The 25,327-nt window shown below is 69.0% G+C and carries 24 protein-coding genes and 1 pseudogene; 12 read left to right on the top strand and 13 right to left on the bottom strand.

The window, feature by feature from the left end; translation table 11 throughout:
• The first annotated feature begins 36 nt into the window (after positions 1-36).
• The 3 genes from A5730_RS18880 to A5730_RS18890 are packed head-to-tail and all read left to right on the top strand — an operon-like array spanning position 37 to position 3,399.
• Positions 37-384 (top strand): VOC family protein, encoded by a 348-nt coding sequence (locus A5730_RS18880; protein ID WP_067903672.1) that lies wholly within the window; start codon positions 37-39, stop codon positions 382-384.
• 50 nt (positions 385-434) lie between these two features.
• The gene (gene purL / locus A5730_RS18885; protein ID WP_067903675.1) at positions 435-2,744 is read left to right on the top strand and encodes a phosphoribosylformylglycinamidine synthase subunit PurL; all 2,310 of its coding nucleotides are present in this window, start codon (positions 435-437) and stop codon (positions 2,742-2,744) included.
• A 19-nt stretch (positions 2,745-2,763) separates the two neighbouring features.
• Entirely contained in the window at positions 2,764-3,399 is a 636-nt protein-coding gene (locus tag A5730_RS18890) for a CPBP family intramembrane glutamic endopeptidase (RefSeq protein ID WP_067903678.1), read from the top strand.
• On the opposite strand, the gene A5730_RS18895 is transcribed toward A5730_RS18890, so the two are convergent.
• Positions 3,381-4,595: an MCE family protein gene (locus A5730_RS18895; RefSeq protein ID WP_067903681.1), complete on the bottom strand. Its 1,215-nt coding sequence runs from the start codon at positions 4,593-4,595 to the stop codon at positions 3,381-3,383. The two genes, A5730_RS18890 and A5730_RS18895, sit on opposite strands and share 19 nt — an antisense overlap.
• 19 nt (positions 4,596-4,614) lie before the next feature.
• Here A5730_RS18895 and A5730_RS18900 point away from each other — a divergent pair, with 19 nt between their 5' ends.
• The 3 genes from A5730_RS18900 (at position 4,615) to purM (ending at position 7,835) form a co-directional block, all read left to right on the top strand.
• The gene (locus A5730_RS18900) at positions 4,615-5,004 is read left to right on the top strand and encodes a sterol carrier family protein (protein WP_067903684.1); all 390 of its coding nucleotides are present in this window, start codon (positions 4,615-4,617) and stop codon (positions 5,002-5,004) included.
• Positions 5,005-5,142: 138 nt separating this feature from the next.
• Positions 5,143-6,669: an amidophosphoribosyltransferase gene (gene purF / locus A5730_RS18905; RefSeq protein WP_067903687.1), complete on the top strand. Its 1,527-nt coding sequence runs from the start codon at positions 5,143-5,145 to the stop codon at positions 6,667-6,669.
• 71 nt (positions 6,670-6,740) lie between these two features.
• Entirely contained in the window at positions 6,741-7,835 is a 1,095-nt protein-coding gene (gene purM / locus A5730_RS18910) for a phosphoribosylformylglycinamidine cyclo-ligase (RefSeq protein WP_067903690.1), read from the top strand.
• A gap of 28 nt (positions 7,836-7,863) precedes the next feature.
• On the opposite strand, the gene A5730_RS18915 is transcribed toward purM, so the two are convergent.
• Together A5730_RS18915 and A5730_RS18920 are read right to left on the bottom strand one after the other, a co-directional pair.
• Positions 7,864-8,046, bottom strand: a complete 183-nt coding sequence (locus A5730_RS18915) for a DUF3073 domain-containing protein (protein WP_067903693.1) — start codon at positions 8,044-8,046, stop codon at positions 7,864-7,866.
• Positions 8,047-8,190: 144 nt separating this feature from the next.
• On the bottom strand, positions 8,191-9,276 hold the full coding sequence (locus tag A5730_RS18920; protein ID WP_067903696.1) for a folate-binding protein YgfZ: 1,086 nt from the start codon (positions 9,274-9,276) through the stop codon (positions 8,191-8,193).
• Positions 9,277-9,403: 127 nt separating this feature from the next.
• Here A5730_RS18920 and A5730_RS18925 point away from each other — a divergent pair, with 127 nt between their 5' ends.
• On the top strand, positions 9,404-10,267 hold the full coding sequence (locus A5730_RS18925) for an aminodeoxychorismate lyase (RefSeq protein ID WP_156745870.1): 864 nt from the start codon (positions 9,404-9,406) through the stop codon (positions 10,265-10,267).
• Between the two features lie 242 nt (positions 10,268-10,509).
• On the opposite strand, the gene A5730_RS18930 is transcribed toward A5730_RS18925, so the two are convergent.
• The 8 genes from A5730_RS18930 to lmeA all read right to left on the bottom strand — a co-directional run bounded on the left by A5730_RS18930 (position 10,510) and on the right by lmeA (position 18,241).
• Positions 10,510-12,069: a sensor domain-containing protein gene (locus A5730_RS18930; RefSeq protein ID WP_067903701.1), complete on the bottom strand. Its 1,560-nt coding sequence runs from the start codon at positions 12,067-12,069 to the stop codon at positions 10,510-10,512.
• A 143-nt stretch (positions 12,070-12,212) separates the two neighbouring features.
• Positions 12,213-14,588, bottom strand: coding sequence for a hypothetical protein (locus A5730_RS18935; RefSeq protein WP_067903704.1), 2,376 nt, complete (start codon positions 14,586-14,588; stop codon positions 12,213-12,215).
• Between the two features lie 123 nt (positions 14,589-14,711).
• A complete protein-coding gene (locus tag A5730_RS18940; protein ID WP_067903707.1) occupies positions 14,712-15,374 on the bottom strand; it encodes an FABP family protein in 663 nt (220 codons plus the stop codon).
• Between the two features lie 145 nt (positions 15,375-15,519).
• Positions 15,520-15,822 carry a DUF1416 domain-containing protein gene (locus A5730_RS18945; RefSeq protein ID WP_055403506.1) on the bottom strand — a complete coding sequence of 101 codons (303 nt, stop codon included), beginning with the start codon at positions 15,820-15,822 and terminating at the stop codon, positions 15,520-15,522.
• A 1-nt stretch (position 15,823) separates the two neighbouring features.
• On the bottom strand, positions 15,824-16,657 hold the full coding sequence (locus tag A5730_RS18950; protein ID WP_067818765.1) for a sulfurtransferase: 834 nt from the start codon (positions 16,655-16,657) through the stop codon (positions 15,824-15,826).
• A 36-nt stretch (positions 16,658-16,693) separates the two neighbouring features.
• Positions 16,694-17,161 (bottom strand): DUF4395 domain-containing protein, encoded by a 468-nt coding sequence (locus tag A5730_RS18955; protein WP_067903710.1) that lies wholly within the window; start codon positions 17,159-17,161, stop codon positions 16,694-16,696.
• A 108-nt stretch (positions 17,162-17,269) separates the two neighbouring features.
• Positions 17,270-17,359: an Ms5788A family Cys-rich leader peptide gene (locus tag A5730_RS25445; protein ID WP_369808509.1), complete on the bottom strand. Its 90-nt coding sequence runs from the start codon at positions 17,357-17,359 to the stop codon at positions 17,270-17,272.
• 69 nt (positions 17,360-17,428) lie between these two features.
• Complete coding sequence (gene lmeA / locus A5730_RS18960; RefSeq protein ID WP_067903713.1) at positions 17,429-18,241, bottom strand: mannan chain length control protein LmeA; 813 nt, start codon at positions 18,239-18,241, stop codon at positions 17,429-17,431.
• Between the two features lie 179 nt (positions 18,242-18,420).
• Here lmeA and A5730_RS18965 point away from each other — a divergent pair, with 179 nt between their 5' ends.
• From A5730_RS18965 to pstB, 5 genes and pseudogenes are all read left to right on the top strand, one after another.
• Positions 18,421-19,197, top strand: a complete 777-nt coding sequence (locus A5730_RS18965; protein ID WP_067903715.1) for a response regulator transcription factor — start codon at positions 18,421-18,423, stop codon at positions 19,195-19,197.
• Positions 19,194-20,099 carry a mycothiol synthase gene (gene mshD, locus A5730_RS18970; protein ID WP_067903718.1) on the top strand — a complete coding sequence of 302 codons (906 nt, stop codon included), beginning with the start codon at positions 19,194-19,196 and terminating at the stop codon, positions 20,097-20,099. The genes A5730_RS18965 and mshD overlap by 4 nt, the downstream gene beginning before the upstream one ends.
• A 129-nt stretch (positions 20,100-20,228) precedes the next feature.
• Entirely contained in the window at positions 20,229-21,356 is a 1,128-nt protein-coding gene (gene pstS, locus A5730_RS18975; RefSeq protein ID WP_067904448.1) for a phosphate ABC transporter substrate-binding protein PstS, read from the top strand.
• Between the two features lie 28 nt (positions 21,357-21,384).
• Positions 21,385-21,565, top strand: a pseudogene (locus A5730_RS25245) (hypothetical protein); the annotation flags it as partial.
• Between the two features lie 2 nt (positions 21,566-21,567).
• Positions 21,568-22,344, top strand: coding sequence for a phosphate ABC transporter ATP-binding protein PstB (gene pstB, locus A5730_RS18980; protein WP_055403499.1), 777 nt, complete (start codon positions 21,568-21,570; stop codon positions 22,342-22,344).
• Positions 22,345-22,361: 17 nt separating this feature from the next.
• Here pstB and phoU read toward each other — a convergent pair whose 3' ends face one another.
• Together phoU and A5730_RS18990 are read right to left on the bottom strand one after the other, a co-directional pair.
• The gene (gene phoU / locus A5730_RS18985; protein WP_055403498.1) at positions 22,362-23,030 is read right to left on the bottom strand and encodes a phosphate signaling complex protein PhoU; all 669 of its coding nucleotides are present in this window, start codon (positions 23,028-23,030) and stop codon (positions 22,362-22,364) included.
• Between the two features lie 58 nt (positions 23,031-23,088).
• A complete protein-coding gene (locus A5730_RS18990; protein WP_067903721.1) occupies positions 23,089-25,116 on the bottom strand; it encodes an LCP family protein in 2,028 nt (675 codons plus the stop codon).
• Positions 25,117-25,327: the final 211 nt, after the last annotated feature.

Raw genomic sequence — 25,327 nt, forward strand, 5'->3', positions numbered from 1 at the left:
TTCAACTGCGCCATTCCGAGGCCTAGGGTCGGCGGTATGGCGCTCACCGTGGAGATGATCACCTTCGACTGCAGCAATCCCGCGCAACTGAGTGGCTGGTGGGCCGAGCAGTTCGGCGGGACGACGCAGGAGCTGCTCGCCGACGAGTTCACCGTGGTGAGTCTGGCCGACGGTCCCCGGCTCGGATTCCAGAAGGTGCCCGACCCCACGCCGGGGAAGAACCGGTTGCACCTCGACTTCAGCGCCGCCGACGTCGACGGCGAGGTGTCTCGACTGACGGCCGCCGGGGCCACCGAGGTAGGCCGGCACTCATTCGGCGCCAATTTCCGCTGGGTGGTGCTGGCCGACCCCGAGGGCAACGTCTTCTGCGTGGTCGGTCAATAGCCGCCGCGGCGAGCCGACGGCGATAGCGGCGTCACCCTAGACTGTCTGGCGTGACTGTCTCCGGGACGAGCGCCCGCACCCAGGCGATCGACACCGTCGAGCATGCCGCTGCCAGCCCCGACCAGCCGCAGCCGTTCGCCGAGCTGGGGCTCAAAGACGACGAGTACCAGCGCATTCGCGAGATCCTGGGCCGCAGGCCCACCGACACCGAGCTGGCCATGTACTCGGTGATGTGGAGCGAGCACTGCTCGTACAAGTCCTCCAAGGTTCACTTGCGCTACTTCGGCGAGACCACCACCGACGAGATGCGCGCCGGCATGCTCGCCGGCATCGGCGAGAACGCCGGCGTGGTCGACATCGGCGACGGCTGGGCCGTCACCTTCAAAGTGGAATCCCACAACCACCCGTCCTACGTCGAGCCGTACCAGGGCGCGGCGACGGGCGTCGGTGGCATCGTCCGCGACATCATGGCCATGGGCGCCCGACCGGTCGCCGTGATGGACCAGCTTCGGTTCGGAGCCGCCGACGCGCCCGACACGCGCCGCGTGGTCGATGGGGTGGTCCGCGGCATCGGCGGCTACGGCAACTCGCTGGGACTGCCCAACATCGGCGGCGAGACCGTCTTCGACGCGTGCTACGCCGGCAATCCGTTGGTCAACGCGATGTGCGTGGGCGTGCTGCGCCAGGAGGACCTGCATTTGGCCTTCGCGTCGGGCCGCGGAAACAAGATCATCCTGTTCGGCGCGCGCACCGGGCTCGACGGCATCGGCGGGGTGTCGGTGCTGGCGTCGGACACCTTCAGCGCTGATGGGGGGGCCGAGAACTCCCGCAAGAAGCTGCCCTCGGTGCAAGTCGGCGACCCCTTCATGGAGAAGGTCCTCATCGAGTGCTGTCTCGAGCTCTACGCGGGCGGCCTGGTGATCGGCATCCAGGACCTCGGGGGAGCTGGATTGTCTTGCGCCACATCCGAACTGGCGTCGGCCGGGGACGGCGGGATGGCGATCGAACTCGACACCGTCCCGTTGCGGGCCAAGGACATGACGCCCGCGGAGGTGCTCTGCAGCGAGTCGCAGGAGCGGATGTGCGCGGTGGTCGCGCCGGAGAACGTGGACGCCTTCCTGGCGGTGTGCCGCAAATGGGAGGTGCTGGCCACGGTGATCGGCGAGGTCACCGACGGGGACCGGTTGCGGATCACCTGGCGCGGCGAGACGGTCGTCGACGTGCCGCCGCGCACCGTCGCGCACGAGGGGCCGGTGTATCAGCGACCGGTCGCGCGGCCCGAATCGCAGGACGCCCTGAACGCCGACCGGTCCACCCGCCTGCCGCGGCCGACGACGGGGGACGAGCTGCGCGCGACTTTGCTTGCGCTGCTGGGCAGCCCGCACCTGTGCAGCCGCGCCTTCATCACCGAACAGTACGACCGCTACGTGCGCGGCAACACCGTGCTGGCCGAGCACGCCGACGGCGGCGTGCTGCGCGTCGACGAAACCACCGGCCGCGGCATCGCCCTCTCCACCGACGCGTCGGGGCGTTACACGCTGCTCGACCCCTACGCGGGAGCGCAACTCGCGCTGGCCGAGGCCTACCGCAATGTAGCCGTCACCGGCGCGACCCCGGTCGCGGTCACCAACTGCCTCAATTTCGGTTCTCCGGAAGACCCCGGGGTGATGTGGCAGTTCTCGCAGGCGGTCCGGGGGCTGGCCGACGGCTGTGCGGCCCTTGGCATCCCGGTGACCGGCGGCAACGTCAGCTTCTACAACCAAACCGGGTCGGCGGCGATTCTGCCCACGCCGGTCGTCGGTGTGCTCGGCGTCATCGACGATGTCGGCCGGCGCATCCCCACCGGCCTCGGTCGCGAACCGGGCGAGACCCTGATGCTGCTGGGCGACACGCGCGACGAATTCGACGGTTCCGTCTGGGCGCAGGTGACCGCCGACCATCTGGGTGGCTTGCCGCCCGCGGTCGACCTGGCGCGCGAGAAGCTGCTGGCCGAGGTGCTGACCGCGGCGTCCCGCGACGGGCTGGTGTCGGCGGCGCACGACCTGTCCGAAGGCGGCCTCGCGCAGGCGATCGTGGAAGCGGCTCTGGCGGGCGAAACCGGTTGCCGCATCGTGCTTCCCGAGGGCGCCGATCCGTTCGTGACGTTGTTCTCCGAGTCGGCGGGCCGGGTTTTGGTGGCGGTGCCGCGCACCGAGGAGAGCCGGTTCCGGGCGATGTGCGAGGCGCGGGTGTTGCCCGCGGAGCGCATCGGCGTCGTCGACCAGGCCTCGGACGCGGTGGAGGTGCAGGGGCTGTTCACCGTGTCGCTGGCCGAACTGCGCGAGACGTCGGAGGCGGTGCTGCCCCGCCTCTTCGGATGAGCCTTAGCGACGAATCCTGATGGGCGAGAGCCGTTTCCGTCGGGCCCGCGCGTTCTCCCTGGCCGCCGCCCTGGTCGGCTGGAGCTTCATCGGCCCGCGACTGCCCACCCCATGGCGGGTCACCCTGCAGGCCGGTGCGGCCGGCCTGCTGGTGCTGGCGACGCGCGCGCCGCTGGGCCTGGAGCCGCCGCGGCTATGGGCCGGGCTGCGTTTGGGATCCGCGGCCGGTGCGGCCGTGGCGAGCGCGGTCGCCGCGACGACGGCCGTGCCCTCGGTGCGGGCGTCCATGGCCGGCCGGGATCCGGCCGGGTCGGTGCCCGGCTGGCTGCTGCTGCGGATTCCCGTCGGCACGGTTTGGGCCGAGGAGGCGGCGTTCCGTGCGGCGCTCACCGCCGTTGCCTCCGGGGCGTTCGGCCGGACCCGCGGAAGGTTGTTGCAGGCGGCCAGCTTTGGGCTCTCCCACATCGCCGACGCGCGCGCAGCGGGCGACCCGGTGGTGGGCACCGTGCTGGTGACGGGCATCGCGGGCTGGCTGTTCGGTTGGCTGGCGGACCGTTCCGGCAGCCTCGCCGCGCCGATGTTGGTGCACTTGGCCATCAACGAGGCCGGCGCGATCGCGGCGCTGAGCGTCGGGCGTCACGGGTTGATGGTGTAGTCGCCCAACTGGCGGCCCCACACGTGCTCGGTGAAAAGCGGTGAGCCCAGTTCGAAGTGGTTGTAGGGAGCCATGCTCGCGCCGGTGTCCATCACCAGGAAGGGCGCCGGCCACAACTGCCGGGTGATCGTCTGCCAACAGCCCGGCCGCCCGCCGGGGCCGCCCCTCGCATTGGTCCGCGGCAGATTCTCCGGCCAGATATACGGACTGGGCGCGCCGGTGATCGCGCCGGCCGCGTGGGCGCCCAGCGAATAACCGTTGTCGCCAAGGGCGTTGTGGATCTTGGGCGCGACGTCGTTGAAATTGCGGATGGTGCAAAAGATTTCGGGACTGTACTCGTCGAGCAGCTGGCTGGAGCCAACCAGATCCGCGGCCCCGCGCGTCAGGTACGGTCCGCCGCGTTCGAAGACGTCGGCGCCCGCACCGCCCAGCCCGGCCGCCGCCAGCAGCGCCGCGTCCAGATCGGATTGCTGGCGGTCGAGCGTGCGCGCAGTGGTCACCGCGTGGTCGAGCGCCTCCCACAGGTCCGGCGAGGCGTCGGCGTAGGTGTCGCCGAGGGCGGCCAGCCGCGCGAGGTCGGCGCGGATCTCGGGCATCCGGGGATTCACGTCGTCGAGGATCGTGTTGCCGTTGATCAAAGAGGCGCCGAACTTTTCGCCCAGTCCGGTCAGGGCTTGTGCGGCGCCGGCGAGCGTGAGGTTCACCTTGACCGGATCCACCTTTTCCGCGATCGACAGGAGCGTCTGGAACACGGTGTTGAATTCCGTGGTCACCGAGGTCGCCTCGATCACGGTCGACGGCGTGATCGACCGCGCCGCTGGGTGCGGAGGCGAACTCAGCGCGACGTATTTGTTGCCGAACACCGTGGTCGCCTTGATGGTGGCCGCGACATTGGCCGGGATCATCTCGACGTATCGGGGGGTGATGTCCAGCGCCACCTTGGCGGCCGGCTTGCCGTCGCGGGTGATCTCGGAAATGCCGGCCACCCGGCCGATCTGGACCCCGTTGTAGGTGACCTTGGAGCCGGGATCCATCACCAGGCCCGCCCGGGCGGCCACCATCGTCAGCCTCGTGGTCCGCGTGAGGTCCCCCCGGAACTGCAGGTACAGGAGCGACCCGACCACGCCCATGATTACGAGCGTCACGAGGCCGACGGACTTGTACGGTGGCCCGCGCCGCAAGCGACGACGCTCCATGAGTTTGAGACCCTAGGGTATGGCCGCTCGTCAAAAGGCCGATCCGGCAAAGACCCGGCAGGCCGTGTTGGCCGTCGCGGACTGGCTGCGCGACGAATCCCGGCCCGCCCCCGACCGCGAGAGCCTCGCCGCCGCCGTCCGGCTCACCGCCCGCACCCTGGCCGCCGTGGCGCCCGGCGCCAGCGTCGAGGTGCGGATCCCGCCGTTCGCCGCGGTGCAGTGCATCGCCGGGCCCCGGCATACCCGCGGCACCCCGCCCAACGTGGTGGAGACCGATGCGCGCACCTGGCTGCTGCTGGTGGCCGGAAAGCTGTCGTTTTCGGCGGCGAAGGCCGCCGGCGCGCTGCGCCTTTCCGGGTCTCGAGCGGGTGAGATCGAACACTGCCTGCCGCTGTTCGATGTCGGCTGAAGATAACCCTGAACTGCAGGTTTAGGGTCGGGCGAGGGAATTTTTGGCGCTCAACACGCGCTGCAAATTCGCGGTCGCGGGTGTCGGACCCGTAGACTCCGTTACGTCACCAACCGTTCCCCGGGGAGCCGCCCAATCGTGACCGTCCAGGAACCCGAGCAGGACCTGAACTCGCCCCGTGAAGAGTGTGGTGTATTCGGGGTCTGGGCCCCAGGCGAGGATGTCGCAAAGCTCACCTATTACGGCTTGTACGCGCTGCAGCATCGCGGGCAGGAAGCCGCGGGTATCGCCGTCGCCGACGGATCCCAGGTTCTCGTCTTCAAAGACTTGGGCTTGGTCAGCCAGGTGTTCGACGAGCAGACGCTCGCGGCCATGCAGGGACACGTTGCCATCGGGCATTGCCGCTACTCCACCACGGGCGACACCACGTGGGAGAACGCGCAGCCGGTGTTCCGAAACACCGCCGCCGGCACCGGCGTCGCGCTGGGCCACAACGGAAATCTGGTCAACACCGCCGAGCTCGCCGCCCGCGCCCGCGACGCGGGGCTGATCGCCCGTCGCTGCCCCGCCCCCGCGACGACGGACTCCGACATCTTGGGCGCGCTGCTGGCCCATGGCGCCGCGGATTCCACCCTGGAGCAGGCGGCGCTGGACCTGCTGCCGACCGTGCGCGGCGCGTTCTGCCTGACGTTCATGGACGAGAACACGCTGTATGCGTGCCGCGATCCGCATGGGGTGCGGCCACTTTCGCTCGGACGCCTGGACCGCGGCTGGGTGGTGGCCTCCGAAACGGCCGCGCTCGACATCGTCGGCGCATCGTTCGTGCGCGATATCGAGCCGGGCGAGCTGCTGGCGATCGACGCGGACGGGGTGCGCTCCACGCGTTTCGCCAACCCCACGCCCAAGGGCTGCGTCTTCGAGTACGTCTACCTGGCCCGCCCGGACAGCACGATCGCCGGACGGTCCGTGCACGCGACCCGGGTGGAGATCGGCCGCCGGCTGGCCCGTGAATGCCCCGTCGAAGCCGACTTGGTGATCGGGGTGCCCGAGTCGGGCACGCCCGCCGCGGTCGGGTACGCGCAGGAATCCGGCATTCCGTACGGGCAAGGCCTGATGAAGAACGCGTACGTCGGGCGAACCTTCATCCAGCCGTCCCAGACCATCCGCCAGCTCGGTATCCGGCTGAAGCTCAACCCACTTCGCGAGGTCATCCGCGGCAAGCGGCTGATCGTCGTCGACGACTCGATCGTGCGCGGCAACACCCAGCGCGCGCTGCTGCGCATGCTGCGCGAGGCCGGCGCCCTCGAAGTCCACGTGCGCATCGCGTCGCCGCCCGTGAAGTGGCCCTGCTTCTACGGCATCGACTTCCCGTCGCCGGCGGAGTTGATCGCCAATGCCGTGCAAGACAAAGAGGAAATGCTCGAAGCGGTGCGGCACGCCATCGGGGCGGACACCCTCGGCTACATCTCGCTGCGCGGGCTGGTCGCGGCGTCCGAGCAACCGGCCTCGCGACTCTGCACCGCGTGCTTCGACGGCAAGTATCCGATCGAACTGCCCGAGGAGACGGCCTTGGGCAAGAACGTCATCGAGCACATGCTCGCCAACGCCGCGCGGGGAGCCGGGCTGGACGATTTGGCGCCCGACGAAGTGCCGATCGTCCACTGACGGACGCCGGATCCGCCCCTTCCAAGACGTTTGATAACGGCGGTCGGCGGCGCCCGGTAGCCTTTATCGCGATGACGGATCCCGGAAAAAGCCCCGGACGAAACCCGGGCAGCCACGGCATCACCTACGCGTCGGCCGGGGTGGACATTGAGGCCGGCGACCGCGCCGTTGAAATGTTCAAGCCGCTGGCGACGAAGGCCACCAGGCCCGAGGTGCGGGGCGGCCTCGGCGGGTTCGCAGGGCTGTTCGCCTTGCGCAACGACTACCGCGAACCGCTGCTCGCGGCGTCCACCGACGGTGTGGGGACCAAACTTGCTGTCGCCCAAGCGATGGACAAGCACGACACCGTCGGCCTGGACCTGGTGGCGATGGTCGTCGACGACCTCGTGGTCTGCGGTGCGGAGCCGCTGTTCCTGCAGGACTACATCGCGGTGGGCCGGACGGTGCCCGAGCGCCTCAGCGCGATCGTCGCGGGCATCGCCGAGGGGTGCGTGCGGGCCGGCTGCGCGTTGCTCGGCGGCGAAACCGCCGAACACCCGGGGCTGATGGAACCGGACCACTACGACATCTCGGCCACCGGCGTCGGCGTCGTCGAGGCCGACGACGTGCTGGGCCCCGACCGCGTCAAGCCCGGCGACACCATCATCGCGATGGGATCCTCGGGCCTGCACTCCAACGGCTACTCGTTGGCCCGCACGGTGCTGCTCGAAATCGACCGGATGAACCTCGCCGGCTATGTCGAGGAGTTCGGCCGCACGCTCGGTGAGGAGCTGCTCGAACCCACCCGGATCTACGCCAAGGACTGCCTGGCGTTGACCGCCGAAACCCATGTCCGCACGTTCTGCCATGTCACCGGCGGCGGCCTGGCGGGCAACCTGCAACGGGTCATCCCGCACGGCCTGGTCGCCGAAATCGACCGCGGGACCTGGACGCCCGCCCCGGTGTTCCCGATGATCGCCCAGCGCGGCCGGGTGACGCGCGAGGAGATGGAGAAGACCTTCAACATGGGCGTGGGTATGGTCGCCATCGTCGCGCCCGAGGACACCGACCGTGCCCTGGCCATCCTGACGGCCCGGCATTTGGACTGCTGGGTGCTGGGGACCGTCGGCAAAGGCGGCAAAGCGGGCCCGCGGGCAAAGCTCGTGGGGCAGCACCCCAGATTTTAGAAAGCTGGAGCGAAGCTAGCGCCGGGGTTCAGCGACGCCAGTCGTCGCTGTCTTCCCAAGAGTCGCCGGCGCCGTCGTCCTCGAGTTCGGTGGAGTCGTCGCCCGTTCCTGACAACTCGCGCTGAAGCCGCGTGAAGTCGGTTTGCGGGGAACTGTATTTGAGTTCACGAGCAACCTTGGTCTGCTTTGCCTTAGCCCGGCCGCGGCCCATGGGGGAACCCCCTCGCGCAATAACGGAGCGGCCCGAATCAGGCGGCTCCGATCTCTTGGTGTCGTTATTGTCCTGTTGACAGTTTACCGTGCCTTGCGGTTGGGCGTCGGTGCCCCCCGCCGCTGTGGCGGACGTCATCGAGGATTATCTCGCACCGCCCCGCAACCGTTCAACGGCCAGTCTGCCCGCGCCGATCTGTTCCGCCGGCGGCAGCGAATCGGCGTCGATCACCGCAGCGACCGACGCCTGCGGGCCGGTCGCCAGTTCGGTGTCGCCCGGCACCCCACGCTTGAGCAGCGCCAGGGCCACCGGCCCGAAATCCACGTGATCCACCACCGTGCCGAGTCGCCCGACGGCGCGCCCGCCGGCGAGGACGGGGTCGCCCGTCGCGGGCCGCTCCACCGAGCCGTCCAGGTGCAACAACACCAGCATCCGGGGCGGTCTGCCGAGGTTGTGGACCCGCGCCACGGTCTCCTGCCCGCGATAGCACCCCTTGTCCAGGTGGACGGCGGCACCGATCCAGCCGACCTCGTGCGGAATCGTGCGCTCGTCGGTGTCGACGCCCAGTCGCGGGCGCAGCGCCGCCACCCGGTGCGCCTCGTACGCCCAGACCCCGGCGCGCCGCAGCCCGGCCTGCACCAATCGGTCCTGCCAGGCGGCGGAGTCGGCGCGCGGGACCAGCAGATCCAGTTCGATCTGGTCGGCGGGGGCGCCGGGCATCCGCCGCACGAAGCCACCGCCGGCGAGCGGGGCCGCGGTCAGCTCGGCGGGCAGGTCGTCCAGGCCGAGCGCGTCGAGCACCGCCCCGTCGGCCAGCCGCGGCCCCAACAGCGAGAGCACCGCCAGGTCGGCGGCCGCGGGCGCGGCATCGGACCAGAAGACCATCTTGCGCAGGTAGTCCAGCAGCGGTTCGCCGCGCCACGGCTCGGTGTCGAGGTAGGTCGTGCCGCCGAGTTCCGTTTGGATCCAATGGTCTTCGACGCGGCCCTGGCCGTCGAGGCTGAGGTTTTGCGTGCTGGCCCCGTCGGGGAGATCGCTGACGTGCTGGGTGGAGATGTTGTGCAACCACTTCCGCCGATCGCCACCGGTCAGCGTGAGCACCGCGCGGTGTGATCGGTCGATCACTACCGCGTCGGTTTCGGCCGCGCGCTGCTCACCGAGGGGATCGCCGTAATGCCAGACGGCCCCCGCGTCGGGGCCGGCCTCGGGCGAGGGCACTGCAGAAGACACACGTCAACTCTACGGACCCTCGGGCGCTTCGTCGCCCAACGTGCGGCCAGCCGCACAGCCGCCGCCGAGGGTGCGGCCAGCCGCACGCTCGCGGCTAGGCTTTACCCCCATGGCAGGCCAGAAGGGTGTGATCGTCACGCTGGACGGCGAGATCCACCCGTCGGATGCCCCGCTGCTGCACGCCGACGACCTGGCGGCGGTGCGCGGCGACGGCGTCTTCGAGACGCTGCTGGTCCGCGACGGCCGACCCTGCCTTATCGAGTCCCACTTGCAGCGGCTGACCCACTCGGCACGGCTGACCGACCTGGCGGAGCCGGACTTGCCCGCCTGGCGCGGCGCGATCGAGATGGCCACCCGGCAATGGGTCGCGGGCACCGACGACGAAGGCGCGATGCGGCTGATCTACAGCCGCGGCCGGGAGGGCGGATCGACCCCCACCGCCTATGTGATGGTCAACGCCGTACCCGAACGCGTGACGGCGGTTCGGCGCGAGGGGCTCGCCGCGGTGACGTTGGCACGCGGGCTACCCGCGGTGGGCACAGACGCGATGCCGTGGCTGCTGGCCGGCGCCAAGACGCTGTCCTACGCGGTCAACATGGCCGCCCTGCGGCACGCGGCCCGGCAAGGAGCGGGAGACGTGATCTTCGTCAGCTCGGACGGCTACATCCTGGAAGGCCCGCGCTCGACGGTGGTGATCGCGACCGACGGCTCCGACGGCAACCCGTGCCTGCTGACGCCGCCGCCGTGGTATCCGATTCTGCGGGGCACCACGCAGCAGGCGCTGTTCGAGGTGGCCAGGGCCAAGGGCTACGACTGCGACTATCGCGCGTTGCGGCCCGCCGATCTGGTTGCCGCGCAAGGGATCTGGCTGGTCTCAAGTATGACGCTGGCCGCCCGGGTGCACACCCTCGACGGCCGTCCGCTGCCCCGCTCGCCGTTGGCCGCCGAATTCGCCGCGCTGGTCGACTCGGCGATCGTCAGCGATCGCTGAGCGCTGAATTGTGTTGTCGGCTCGCGGAATCGCGGGTACGGTCGGCCGTACACAAGAAGGGAGGTGGTCCGGGAAATTGATAGCTTCATGGACATGTGAGGTGGCTGCGCGCTAGCAGCAGTGGCTCTCGAATAGCTGGCGATTTACGCGCGCTAGCGAATTCCACGCAGTCACCCGGCCCCCGAGCTTCCGGTCTGTCCAACCTGGAACCTTGCTCGGGGGCCGCGCCATGTCTGCGGCCGTTACTGGTTCACCTTCGCCGCGATCTGCCCGGCGAGTTTGCCCGCCTGGCCCGTTTCGGCGTCGGGCCCGCACAGCAGCAGGTCGACGACCACACTGGACGCCGCGTGCAGCGCGTGGTGGCAGATCCGGGTTCCGTCCGCTTGGGTCCGCTGCTGGAAAATCTTCGGCGGCGCCCCGGTGACGTCGCCGAACGTCCACCCGCTGCTCTTGCCGTTGAAGCTCACCGTGACCGATTGCCCGGCGCACGCCCTCCACTTGTCCGCCGACAGCTGCACGAACGCGGCGGCCTTCTCCGGCGACGCGAACTCCACGACCGCTTCGTAGAGCCGGTGCGGCGGGTTTTCGCCGGCGGTGTGCACGGCCTGCCCGCTCACCGCGGTGTAACCGTCCGCGCCCTTGTAGGCCGCTTCCTCGATGGGTTCGAACGGGCCCTTGCAGTCGGGGTTGGACACCGTTGCCCTCAAGTTGCGCAGTTGCGCGGCTTTCTCGGAGACCACCAGGTTCGGGTCGCCCACCACGGCGCCGACATCGGCGGGGCCGAGGAGATACGAGTCGAGCTTGGAGCCGTCCCCGGGAGTCGGAACGTTCCCGACATTCGGGGCTGGGTTCGAGCCCGTCTGAACCTGATTCGGGCCGTTGCCCGCCCTGCTGGCGGGCTTGGTCTTGCCGCCCTGCATGGTGAGGACGACGACGACCGCGATTGCCGCGATCACCGCGACGGCAACGCCCCCGATGATGAGCAGCCGCTTGTTGGATCCGCCCGCCGCGGCACCACCGACCGCGGTGGGCGCGGCCTTGGCCGTCGGGCCGCCGGGCTCGGGGGTCGCGTCGGGCCGGGGTGCGACGGCGGTGGGTGCTTCCCCCTCCGCGTCACCGGCCGGTTTGCCCGCCGACGAACCGCCCTTGGCCTCGATCTCGGCCAGCACATTGTCGATTTCGGTCCGGGTGCGGTAGGTGACGTCGTGGCGCAGGCGCAGCATGCGCAGCAGCTGGGCGATGTCGCCCCGCGCGCTGGGGTCGTCGCCGTCCTCGTCGAATCCCTGGCGCAGTTCGATGAGGAGTTGGGTCTGCTGCTGCGGGCTGAGCTCCTTTTCGGCGAGGGTGTTGCCCAGCCGGGTGATGTAGCCGAACGGCACCGGCGGCTCTTCGGGCAGCGGGTCCGGCAACGGCACCGGCTTGCCCTGCAGGGCGTGCACGGCCGTCACCAGCTGGATGCCGGCGTCGACCGTCGGTTCGCGGTAATCGATGATCTGCAGCGTGGCAAGGGGATTCACGCGCATGCTGTCGATGTCGCCGATCCGTACGGGAAGGATCGGCCGGTTCAGCGCCCGCGCATAACGCAATTCGGCCTGACTCGGCTTGGACTGCAGCCAGTTGTTGGACAGCGCGACGATGAACACGTCACACGAGCGGATCTGCTCGAGGAGCTTGTTCCACCACGAATCGCCACCGCCGAGCTCCTGGTCGAACCAAACCTGTTGCTGTGCGCGCCGAAGCGCGGAAGTCAGGGCGTCGACGGTCGCCCTGTCCTGGCTCGAATAGCTGATGAACAGCGGCATCGCGGTCTCCTACGGGGAGGCGTAGCAAACGAACGGGCGGAATCGGCGCACGCGGCTATTGGGCATGCGCCGATACCGTATCAGTGTCGGGCCCCCTCGGACGGCGCAAATCTACTGCTATTCGGGGCGGCGACGGCTAAAAGTCATTCACGGCCCCCGTCGACCGCGGAAGCTTCCTCGGGCGGGTGAAATTCGGCGTAGCGACGCGCGAATTCGGCACCGGGAACCGGCCACTGTTCACCCGTGGTTCCGCGCACCACCCAGTCACCTTCCGCCGCGGTCGTGGGCCCCTCCAGGGTGTTCACGGTCTCGCCCGCATGGGCGGGGCGGGCTTGGACCCGCCCTTTGCGCTGCCAGCGGCCGTCGCCGGCGGGCTCGTAGGTGTCCCGGAAGATGTCGTCGCGGACCGACCACACCTTGCCGTCTTCCTGGATCGCCCAGTCGCCGGCGTCGGCGCTCATGGTCTGCCCCGAATCCGACGTCCACGTCCATGGGGCGCTGCGCTGTTCGGCGGTCACCGTCCCCACCCGCGTGAACGACTGCCAGAGCGGGCGCGACCGGAAGCCCAGCTGGCGCAGGCTCCACAGCGTGCCCGCCAGGCTGCGCACCGCGGCGTTGAGCAGGCCAGGGTCGCTCTCGACCGCCGACCAGTCGACCAGCTTGTCGTGAATCTTGCGCGAATCGTCGCGCGGCGAACCGTATTTCCACCCGTTGCGGCGGTAGTAGCGGCACCAGTCCTCGTGCTCCGCCCTGGCCATGCTCAACGCCGCGTCCTGGTCGAAGCCCATCAGCGCGAGCTGCTCCAACGGCGGCAGCCCCACCATTTCGTTGCCCGACAGCTGCGCCGGCGGGCTGCCCCACGTGTTCCAGGTGTGCCCGGCGATCTGCTCCACCATCCACAGCGCGTTGCGCACCTGCCGCCGGTTGGACCCGCGGTAGAACTCGTTGAGTTCGGACCACGGCATCGCGGCCGGGGACCGCGGCGCGTCCGGGTCGATCGTCGAGACATATCGCTCGTGGATCAGCCTGGCCGCGCGCTCCCAGGCGTCCTGCACCTGGCCCTCTTGGGTGTCCAGCACCAGCGAGTAGGACTGCAACCGCCCGACAACCTGGATCGAGTCGTCACTGATGCTGGTGTTGAGGTCGGAGGCGTAGATGGGCATGTCGGGGAAGCGGGCCGCCAGCCTCGCCGCGGTGGTCGCCGCATGGGAGTCCACGAAGATCACCGCGCTGGCCGCCGGGTCGGCGTCGCCGATCAGCTTCAGCATGGTCGGAACCGTCGGCGCCTCCGCCGTCGCATCGATCGCCGGCCCCTCCGAGGCGAATCCCGCCTGCCGCCGGTAGAACTCGTGATCGGCCAGGTATTCCGCGGCATCCCTTTCGACCAGCGTGAGGGCGGGCAACGGGACCGCGCCGGAAGGCGTGTAGAACTCGCGTTCCAGGGCGCGCTGCGTCAGGTCGGCGCACAGGGCCAGGGTCAATTGTGAAGTGCCACAGACGAATACGCGCTTGGTTCGGCCCGTCGCGATGATGCTGTCGAGCAGCCTGTCCGCGGTCACCTCGTACTTGCCGACCACGTCGGCCGCCCACCGGGTGTCCGATCCGCCGAACTGCTGGGCGCGCCAGGCCTGGGCCAGCCACGGGTCGTCCATCCGCACGATGAGCGGCAACCGCCGCTTGCGAGCGACCTCGTCGAGCCGGCGGCTGATCAGGTCCAGCCACAACAGGTTGATCGCCGGGTCGGGCGCCATCAGGTAAAGCCGGGACAGGTGGCGCCACAACCGCAGCGAGACCAGGGTGGACGGGTTGTTGAAGTCGACCAGGACCACCCGGGCGCCCTGCCTGCGGGCCCGCTGCACCCGGTCGTCGCTGGCGCCCGTGATGACGACCAGCGTGCTGCGCCGGTCCAGTGTCCGCGCGACGGCGCTGATCATCGATTGGCTGTCGGCGTCGACCCCGACGATGGCCGTGACGGAGTCGGCCAGGTTGGCCCGCAGCCGGTCCACCTGGGACCGGAAGACGCCGACCACGACGCCGCCCAACCCGGTGAAGATCGCCGACAGGGCGGCGATACGGGCCAGCTCCAGGCCGACCGGCGTGGGGTTCGGGCAGGTCCGCCCGCTCACCGAGAAGTCGCCGGTGCCGCCCTTGACCAGGCTGGCCGTGGCCATCAGCGGAGTGAACAGGGCCGGATGGTTCGCATCGTGACACCCCCAGTACGAGGTGAGGCCCAGCAGCGCCGTCAGCGGGACGAGGGCGGCGATCAGGGTGAACGACACGCCCACCACCCGATGGCTGCTGCCCGAGCGGACGGTCAGAACCGACGCCCAGATCAGCACGGTCACGACGATCGCGAGGGTGGGCATCGACCCGGGCCGCCCGAACCACGAGAGGCCCGGCGGCAGCCTGTCGATCAGGGAGGGCTGCAGGTCCAGCACAGCGAGATAGCCGATGAGCAGCAGGCCGACCGCGGTGACGCCCCAGCGCAAAATGGGCGAGGGTGCCCTCCTGGGACGCATCCGCCGATCTCCCTTCGCGGGGCTGCCCGGACGTCGAACAGTACACGCAAAAGATCGACCGAAGGCAACGATTTCGGGCCGGTGCGCGGCGCCCGGTTGCCCCGGCGGGCAACGGCTGGTCGGCTATCCGGCGTACCGGGAGAGCCGCGCCGAAAGATGGGGTACCAGGCCGCCGTCGGCGTCCACCCGCTCCTCGACGTAGGCCAGGTCGCCGCCCTCGACGATGCCGTAGAGCCGCTTGGCACCGCCGACGAGCACGCCCGATCGGCTGCGGGCCAGCGCATCGGTCACCAGTTCCCACGACGACTGGGTGCGCGGCCGCCCGTAGAACAGCTCGACGTAGCCGGCCGAATGCGCCAACAGCAACTCGATCGCCTGAGATTCGCTGGGGTCGTCGGGGTCGCTGACAAAGCGCCAGAAGCCCGTCTCGCGCAAGCCGTGTTCCTGGTAGTCGCCCGTTTCGCTGAGCCGCCAGGAGCGGGCTTCCCAGTTGAGGTAGTCGCCGCCGTCGTGCGAGACCACGATCTGCTGACCGAACCGGTAGTCCCCGTCGTGTCCGCGGCCCTCGCCCTCCCCGCGCCACACACCGACCAGCGGCAGCAGGGCTAGCAAGGCGTCGTTCAGATTGGCGCCTTCGCGCAGGTTGGCGGTGTCGGCGGGAACGGGCAGATCGTCGAAGGCGGGGATGTTGCGGCCGGCGGTCAGCTTGGCGCGCTCAGCGGCGGCGGCCACAGCACGATCGCCGGAACCCGCGGAACTCAGTGGCTCGTCGCCGGGGGTGGTCACGATTCGTCGGTGATCAGCCGGTACAGCACGTACAGCGCGAACCATGAGATCACCACGACCGCCACGACCAGCATGATCTCGAAGAAAAGCACCACGGGGACAAGTCTATTCGCCCCGGGAGATCCCGGTCAGGGTAGCCGGGGTCTCAGGCGATCTTGACGTCGACCTCGTGGATGCCGGCACCCGACGGGCTGACCACGGCGTTGCCGTTGCCGGCCGCCGACAGCGCGCGCAGCGTCCAGGATCCCGGCGCGGCGAAGAACCGGAAGTCACCCGTGGCGGACGCGACGACCTCGGCCGTGAACTCGTCCGACGAGTCGAGCAAGCGGACGAACGCGCCGCCCACCGCCTGGCCGTCGCTGTCCACGACGCGGCCGGTGATCACGGTTTCCTTTTCCAAGTCGACGCTGGCGGGCAGCGTCACTCCTTGTTTCGGGGCAGAGCACATATCAGCTTCCCAACTCGATCGGGGCACCCACCAGGGAGCCGTATTCCGTCCAACTTCCGTCGTAGTTCTTGACGTTTTTGTGGCCGAGTAATTCCCGGAGCACGAACCAGGTGTGCGACGACCGCTCGCCGATCCGGCAATACGCGATCGTTTCCTTGGTTCCGTCCAGCCCGGCGTCGGCGTAGAGCTTGGCCAACTCCTCGTCGGACTTGAAGGTGCCGTCCTCGTTGGCGGCCTTGCTCCACGGCACGTTGATCGCCCCGGGAATGTGGCCGGGCCGCTGGCTCTGCTCCTGCGGGAGGTGCGCCGGCGCCAGGATCTTGCCCGAGAACTCGTCCGGCGAACGCACGTCGACCAGGTTCTTTTCGTTGATCGCCGCGATCACTTCGTCGCGGAACGCCCGGATGCTGTTGTCCGGGGCCGCGGCGGTGTACGAGGTGGCCGGCCTGCTCACGGCGTCGCGGGACAGCGCGCGTCCGTCGAGTTCCCACTTCTTGCGTCCGCCGTCGAGCAGCTTGACGTCGACGTGGCCGTACAGCTTGAAATACCAGTAGGCGTAGGCGGCGAACCAGTTGTTGTTGCCGCCGTAGAGGATCACGGTGTCGTCGTTGGCGACGCCGCGTTCGCTGAGCAGCTTCGAGAATTGCTGCGCGTCGACGAAGTCACGCTTGACCGGGTCCTGCAGATCGGAGCGCCAGTCCAGCCTGATCGCGCCGGGGATGTGGCCGGTGTCGTATGCGCTGGTGTCCTCGTCGACCTCGACGAAGACGACACCGGCGGCGTCGAGATTGCTCTCGGCCCAGTCCGCGGAGACCAGGACGTCGGAGCGTGCCATGCGGGGGATCCTTTCGATCGCTTTGAAATGAACAGTTCAGGCGGTGCGCGCGGCGCCTCGCAAACGCGCGACCAGGGGGTAGAGCTGGCAGCCGAGGCAGATGCCGAAGGCGGCATTGAGGAATGCCGCGATGAGCGCGGCGGCGGTGGCGATCACGCCGACCAGGAAAGCCCCCGCGGCGAAAGCGGCGACGCCCGTGACGGCGAAGAGCAGGCCGACGAGCTGCGCGAACTTCAGCGGGGCGACCGGTTCGCGCTCCCGGACGGGCCCGATGCGGGGCGCGACGAAGCCCGCGAAGACGCGCCCGTACGGGTGCTTGCGGGGGCCACCGACGGCCCCGACGGCGAAGATGACGGCCTGCACCCCCAGAATGACCGCCGCCGCCAGCGGGCTGACGGCGGATACGGCGAGGGTGATCACCAAGACCACGGTGGTGACCCAGGCGGCGAACCTTGGGCCGCGCACGTCGACGACGTCTTGCTGGGTGGCGGTGTTGCTCGGCACGGTACTACTCCTGGATACGCCTGTTGCTTATGGGAACGAACGACGGGAGAGGGGCCTCGGTGACGTTCCGGGGCTGCCCTGAGTGCTTACGCGAAAGCGCGCGGCGACTCAGCAGCTACAGCGACAGCAACAGCCCGCGGTGCGGCACAGATCGACTGCGCGGCGTTGGGTGAGCATGGGCTCAATGCGGGCTTGCACGTCGGCAAGCTTACCGAATGACCGACGGCGATCAAATCCGCGGCGGCGGCCGCAGACGCAGGTACGGGGTCACGACTGCTTGAAGCCGTCCAGATTGACGGTCACCCCGGAGCTGATGCCCTCGATGATGACGTCGGAGCCACGCGCCCCCTCGGTCTTCGGCGCCACCCCGAACGGAAGCCGCTGGTTGGGCACCCGGGTGCTGAAGGCCCGTAGCACCGCATCCCGCTTCTCGTCCGGAACGGCTTGGTCCGCTGTATCGGCCCCGGTCAGGACGCCGGTCGGCGTGATCACCAGCGTCGTCGGATCGTCGGGGGCGATGGAGAGGTCCACCGAGACGCTCACCCGGTGCTCGAAGCCGACCGAGTGCGGCGTGCCGCTGAACACCAGGCCGTGGCTGTCGGAGATGCCCGACGCGGTGACCCCGCCGGTTGCGGTGTTGGTTTCCTTTGGCGGCGCTTCGACCATCAGGTCGCTGATGCCCATGTACCGGCCCAGGTGTGTCGAGTCGATGATGATGCGGCTCTCGAGTTTGCCGACGGGCAGCCTCGCTTCGGGCCCGATCAGCCAGGAGGTGTGGGTCAGGTCGACCGAGTACATCGTGGCCTCGAGGGTGGCCTTACCGACCGTGGCGTGGTCGACGGCGTTGGCCTTGATCTCCAGCTGGTTGTAGTGGTGGCGCATCGCCTGCGGGATGAAGGGGAACGCCACGATGGCCACGAACGGGTCGGACCTCAGGCCGGCCGCTTTGCGCACGCTGCACGACAGCCGGTATTCGGCGTAGATGCTGCTCCCGTAGTCGACGCCGAAGGCGCCGAGGACGACCACGGCCACGGCGATCGCCACCGCCGCCAGCCCGATCAGGACCTTGCGCACCCGCATATTGTGGCGTAACCCTGTTCCCGGGACGATGACGGGCCGCCCGGGTGGCGGGGCTCACACTGCGGTCGTCGCCACGCAGAAATGGCAGGTGGCAAGTTATCGTTAGGTGACCTGGCAACTAACGCGTCGTTGCGTTCCGAATTGTGGAAGATGCCGTTCCCCCGAGTTGGAGGGGCTAGTTGGAGCTATTACTGCTGACCTCGGAGCTGCATCCCGACCCGGTCCTGCCGTCGTTGTCGCTGCTGCCCCACACCGTCCGTACGGCGCCGGCGGAACCGTCCTCGTTGCTCGAGGCCGGGACGGCGGACGCCGTGCTCGTGGACGCGCGCACCGACCTGTCATCCGCGCGAGGGCTTTGCCGGCTGCTGAGCACGGCGGGCCGATCCGTGCCCGTCCTGGCGGTCGTCAGCGAGGGTGGCCTGGTCGCGGTCAGCGCGGACTGGGGCCTGGACGAGATCTTGCTGCCGAGCACGGGCCCCGCCGAGATCGACGCCCGGTTGCGGCTGGTGATCGGGCGCCGCGGCGGTCTGGCCGACCACGAGAGCGCCGGCAAGGTGAGCCTGGGTGAGCTGGTGATCGACGAGGGCACCTACACCGCGAGGCTGCGGGGGCGCCCGCTCGACCTGACCTACAAAGAGTTCGAGCTGCTCAAGTACCTGGCCCAGCATGCGGGGCGGGTGTTCACCCGCGCGCAGCTGCTGCATGAGGTGTGGGGATACGACTTCTTCGGCGGCACCCGCACCGTCGACGTGCACGTGCGCCGACTCCGCGCCAAACTCGGCCCCGAATACGAGGCGTTGATCGGCACCGTCCGCAACGTCGGGTACAAGGCCGTCCGGCCCGCCCGCGGTCGCGCGCCGATCGCGGGCCCCGCTGAGGATGAAGGCGTCGACGACGTCGAGTCCGAACCGGAAGAACTGCCAGAGCCGCTGGGCGACCCGTTGCGCAGTCAGTGACCGCACCCGTCTGGCGCTCGACGCTGACCGCGGACGAGCAGCGGCAAGTGCGCGAACTCGTCACGGCCGCAACGGGATTCGATGGGGTGGCGCCGGTCGGCGAACAGGTGCTGCGCGAGCTCGCGCACGACCGCAGCGGGCATCTGCTCATCACCGAGACCGACGAGATCGTCGGCTACCTCAATCTTTCGCCCGATGCCGCCATGGCCGAACTCGTGGTGCAGCCGCGGCTGCGCCGGCGTGGCTTCGGGACGGCACTGGCGCGGTCGGCGTTGGCCAAGACCGCCGGGCGCAACCGGTTCTGGGCGCACGGCACCCTCGAACCGGCGCGGGCCACCGCCTCCGCGCTCGGGCTGGTGCCGGTGCGCGAACTGCTGCAGATGCGGCGCACGCTGCGGGACACGCACGACCTGATTCGCCCCGTGCCCGGCGTGCGGGTCCGCACGTACGCCGGCAGCGGCGATGACGCCGAACTGTTGCGCGTCAACAACGCCGCCTTCGCCGACCACCCCGAGCAGGGCGGCTGGACCGAAGTCCAGCTGGCCGAGCGGCGCAACGAGCCGTGGTTCGACCCGGCCGGGTTGTTCCTCGCGTTCGACGACATCGGCGGCGACGAGGCGGGCAAATTGCTGGGCTTCCACTGGACCAAGGTGCACACCGATGAAGGCGGCCTGGGGGAGGTCTACGTCGTCGGCGTCGATCCCTCGGCGCAGGGCCGGGGCCTGGGGCAGATGCTGACGGCCGTCGGTATCGCGTCGTTGGCGGACCGGCTGGCCGACGCGGCCGAGCCGACCGTCCTGCTGTACGTGGAGTCGGACAACGTCGCCGCGGTGCGCACCTATCAGCGCCTGGGCTTCAGCACCTACAGCGTGGACACCGCCTACGCGGTCGCCGCCGACTGACCGAGCGCGGTCCCGCACCCCGGTTGTTCACCTGCTTTTGGTAGTGAGACCGGCGGCGAAGCATATTTCGTCGCGACCTGGCAACCTGTTGGGGGGTTGGGTCGGCGGGTGCGTCAGGAAGCGGGTTCGGTGAGGCTCGACAGGGGAGGCAAAGCGCTGACCGCGCTCGCCGCGGTGGCGGCGATCGGTGGTGGCGCATTGACCGGCTGTGGGGGTGACCAGAACCGCCACGCCGCGTCGCCCGCGGCGGCCTCCGGGCCGACCGGCACGGCCGGCTGTAGCGGCAAGAACAACCTGACGGCGGAGGGCTCGACGGCACAGCAGAACGCGATGGCGCTGTTCAACCAGGTCTGGGGCCAGTACTGCCCGGGCAAGAGCGTGTCATACAACCCCACCGGTTCCGGGGCCGGGCGCGAGCAGTTCATCGCCGGCCATGTGGACTTGGCGGGCGCCGACTCCCCGCTGGCCGCCGGCCAGATCGGCCCGGCCGCCGCCCGCTGCGACGGGAACCCGGCGTGGGACCTTCCGCTGGTGTTTGGACCGATCGCGTTGGTCTACAACCTCGCCGGGATCCCGCCGCTGGTGGTCAGCAGTGACGCGCTGGCCAAGATCTTCAGTGGGCGGATCACCGCCTGGAACGACCCGATCCTGGTGGCTCTCAACCCCGGCGTCCCGCTGCCCAACACCAAGATCACCCCGATCTACCGGATGGATTCGTCGGGAACCACGGACAACCTGCAGAAATATCTGACGGCCGCCGCGCCGCAGAGCTGGACCAAGGGCGTCGGCAACGAGTTTCAGGGCGGCGTGGGCGAGGGGGCCACGAAGTCTGCCGGTGTCGTTCAGGCCGTGCGGGGCATGCCGGGCGCCATCGGGTACGTCGAGAAGGGCTTCGCCGACCAGGCCGGCATGCCCTATGCCCAGATCGGCACCAACAAGGGTGCCGTCATCCCGCTCACCACCGAGACGGCCGGTAATGCCGTCCGCGCGGCCAATTTCGTGGCCGACGGCAACGACCTGGTGCTCGATCTCAATCCGATGTACGCCTCTCAGGAGCCGGGCGTCTACCCGTTGCTCATGGCGACGTACGAGATTGTGTGCTCGAAGGGCTCCGACCCCGACACCACCGGGGCCATCAAGTCGTTCCTCACGGTGGCCGCCGGCAGCGGCCAGGCCGATCTGCCATCGGCCGGTTATGTGCCGCTGCCCGACAAGGTCAAAGAGCGACTGGTTGCCACGATCAACGCCCTGCAATGACGGCGTGGACCAGGCCTTGCGGCGCGAGGGGGCGTTACCGGGCATGATGTACATCCGGGACCGGCGCCAACGCCGGTGTGAACCCGCTCCCCGCGGAGCGGTTGTGGGGTGCGGCCCCAACCCTCATCCTGGTGTTCGCCACCATCAACAGCGGGGCCCGGGTCGGAGTGGATTCCGTGGCACGAAGAAGGCATAGGCAGGAGCAGTAAGAGTGGCCAAACGGTTGGACCTCAAGGCCGTCAACATCTACTACGGTGCGTTCCACGCGGTCGCGGATGTGACGCTGTCCATCCTGCCGCGCAGCGTCACGGCATTCATCGGCCCGTCGGGTTGCGGCAAGACGACGGTGCTGCGCACGCTCAACCGGATGCACGAGGTGGTCCCCGGCGGACGGGTGGACGGCAACGTGCTCCTCGACGACGAGGACATCTACGGCGCCGGCGTCGACCCCGTCGGTGTGCGCCGGGCAATCGGGATGGTGTTCCAGCGGCCGAATCCGTTCCCCGCCATGTCGATTCGTGACAACGTAGTGGCCGGCCTGAAGCTGCAGGGGGTGCGCAACCGCAAGGTGCTCGACGAGACCGCCGAATACTCGTTGCGCGGCGCGAACCTGTGGGATGAGGTCAAGGACCGGCTGGACCGGCCGGGCGGCGGATTGTCCGGAGGCCAGCAACAGCGGTTGTGCATCGCGCGGGCGATCGCCGTGCAGCCCGACGTGCTGCTGATGGACGAGCCGTGCTCCGCGCTGGATCCGATCTCGACGATGGCCATCGAGGAATTGATCAGCGAGCTCAAGCAGGACTACACCATCGTCATCGTCACCCACAACATGCAGCAGGCGGCCCGAGTCAGTGACTACACCGCGTTCTTCAACCTGGAAGCCGTCGGCAAGCCGGGGCGGTTGATCGAGGTCGACGACACCGAGAAGATCTTCTCCAACCCCAGCCAGAAGGCCACCGAGGATTACATCTCCGGCCGCTTCGGCTGAGACGGGCGCGTTTTCGCTTACTGCGAGGCGGGTTTCGCTTCTTCTTCGGGCAGCCTGCCGGTCGCCTGGAAGATGACCCGCCGCGCCACCTCGACGGCGTGGTCGGCGAAGCGCTCGTAGAACCGGCCCAGCAGGGTCACGTCGACGGCGGCAGCCACACCGTACTTCCATTCGCGGTCCATCAACACCGAGAACAGATGGCGGTGCAGATCGTCCATGGCGTCGTCCTCTTCGCGGATCCGGGCGGCCTTCTCCGGATCGCGGGACATCACCACCTCTTGCGCGCTGTTGCCCAATTCGACTGCCACCCTGCCCATTTCGGCGAAGTACCCGTTGACCTCTTCGGGCAGCGCGTGCTGCGGATGCCGGCGGCGAGCGATCTTCGCGACGTGCAGGGCCAGCGCACCCATCCGGTCGATGTCGGCCACCATCTGAATCGCGCTCACGATCGACCTCAGATCACCGGCGACCGGCGCCTGCAAGGCCAGCAGCACGAAGGCGCTTTCCTCGGCTTGGGCGCTCAGCGCCGCGATCTTTTCGTGGTCGCTGATGACCTGTTCGGCCAGCACCAGGTCGGCCTGCAGCAGGGCTTGGGTGGCCCGCTCCATCGCGATGCCCGCCAGCCCGCACATCTCGCCCAGTCGCTCGGATAACTCCGCGAGCTGCTCGTGGTAGGCGGTCCGCATGTCGCCAAGCCTACGTTCTCGGCGCGGAAAAGGGGCGGTGGAGCGCCGCCAAATGCGCTTATTCGCAGGTGGTGTCGGCGGCGTTGGTGACAGTCAGGTCCTCGGGGAGTTTGGCCGGGGCGCTGCCGGAGCCGCGTTCGATCTGCAGGCTGATCGACGAGCCGCTCGGTTGCGGAGTGGCAACCGACTTGAAGTCGGGTCCGAGCACCACCTGCACCACCTGCCCGTAGCCGGAAACGCGCTGCACCTTCGCGTTGGTGAACGAGGACGCAACCGTCGCCGCGGCCTGCTCGTTGCCGGGCGAGAACAACACGGTCGTGGTGTTGACGGAGCTCGGGTAGTCGTCCGGCGTCATCACGTTGAAGCCGCTGCGCTTGAGCTGGCTGGTCGCGGTGGCCGCCAGCCCGCTCTGCGTCGTGGCGTTGGAGACCCGCACGGTGACGTCGCCCGGGGTCGTCGTGGTGACCTGTTCCTGTCGCGGCTCGGGCGGCGCGGTCGGTGCCGGCGCCCTCTTGGTGGCGGGCGCCTTCGTCTGCCCCGATTTCTCGTCGGAGGTCCCGAGATTCTTTGCGTTCTGGTCGTTTTCCTCGGGCAGCGGATCATCGTTGATGATGGCGTCGAACAGCGCGCGCATGTCCGCCATGCGCGGCGGCTCATCGCCGTTCTGATCGGTGACGCCGGTCGGCACGGTGACGAACGTGACGTGTCCGGCCGCCATGCCTTGCAACGACTGGCCGAGCTGGATCAGGTCCTTCGACTGCACGTTGTCGACGATGGTGTCGCTGATGAACATGTTGACCACGCTGTTCAGCTTGTTGAGGTCCAGCAGCGTGTCCTCGGAGATCAGCGAACGCAGCAGCGACGACAGGAACAGCTGCTGGCGTTTGATGCGGCCGTAGTCCCCGTTGGTTTCGGTGGTGACCTGCCGGGCCCGCACGTAGTTGAGGGCGGTCGGGCCGTCCAGGACCTGGCGGCCGCCGTGCTCGAGCACGGTGCCCAGCTCGTAGTCGTGCAGCGCGGTTTTCGAGCACACCTCGACGCCGCCCAGGGCGTCGACCATCTTGGCGAACCCGGAGAAGTCGACGGCGATGAAGCGGTTGATGCTCAACCCGGACAGTTTCTGGATTTCTTTCACCAGACATTTCGGCCCGCCGAAGGCGAATGCGGAGTTCAGCTTGGTCTCGGTGTAGACCATCTTCGGGCCCCAGGTCTTGGTTTTCGCGTCGTAGAGGGGCCCGTATTTGCCCGTGTCCGGGTTCCACGCCTCGCATTGCATCGGGGTGATCGCCAGGTCGCGGGGGAACGACACCGCCACCACGCGTTTGCGGTTGGCCGGGATGTTGACCAGCATCACCGTGTCCGACCGCGCGCCGCCGGCGTCCTCGGTGTCGCCGGCGCCCATGTTGGCGTTGTCGCCGGCGCGCGAATCCATGCCGACGATCAGGAAGTCTTCGTCACCGTATTGCCCGTTGCGGTCGCGAATGTCATCCGAACCCTGGTCGAGGGCGCTGATGGTGTTGAGCCGCGCGTTCTTCGACGTGCTCCATTGCCACGCCCCGCCGGTCATGGCCACGGCGAGCACGGCGAGCAGCGCGGCCACCGAACGCCCCGCCAGCAGCATCGGACGGTGGCGTCGGCCCGCTTTCCCCTCGCCGGCGGCAGGCGCCACATCCGAGGCGGGCTCGTCGTCGCTGCGATGGTCGGACAGGTCGGGGAGTTCGGAGACCGCATCCAGCGAGTAGGCGAGGTCCTCGATCACCTGCGTCTGCTGCAGCTCTACCGGCACACCCGGTTCGGGCTCGGCGGGCTCTTCCTCGGGCTCGGCCCGGCGGTGCGTGGACCGGCCCGTCTGCGGCGCACCGAGTTTGGCGATCAGATCGGCGACGCTGAGCCCGCCCCCGGTGTGGGACCCGGAATCGTCAACGTCCTCATCGGCGGGGTCCGGGGGGAGGGCATCCACCGCGGTCTCGGCCTGCCAGAGATGGCGGCTGTAGTCGGACGGGGGCTCCGAGAACCGCTCCCATGGGGCGGCGCCCAGCGCTGCCCGCCGAGCGCCGGGAGTGGCGTCGTCCTCGGCGTCACTCATGTCCTACCGGCCTCCGAAGCTCCGATGCAGATGTCAGCGTGTCCGTGCAATTCCGCCAGCGCTTGGTGTTGTCAGCGCGGCGGGTCGTGCCACCCGTGGGCCGCACTCCTTTGTCGCGGTCGGGCGTCGGCGCGTTACCCGTCCGCGGGAACGCGCAATGCGGCAAGGTCCACATGCTACTGAGTAATCGGTCGAGACGCGATTTTCCAGC

It is taken from the genome of Mycobacterium sp. ACS4054, assembly GCF_001667275.1.
Lineage (GTDB): Bacteria > Actinomycetota > Actinomycetes > Mycobacteriales > Mycobacteriaceae > Mycobacterium.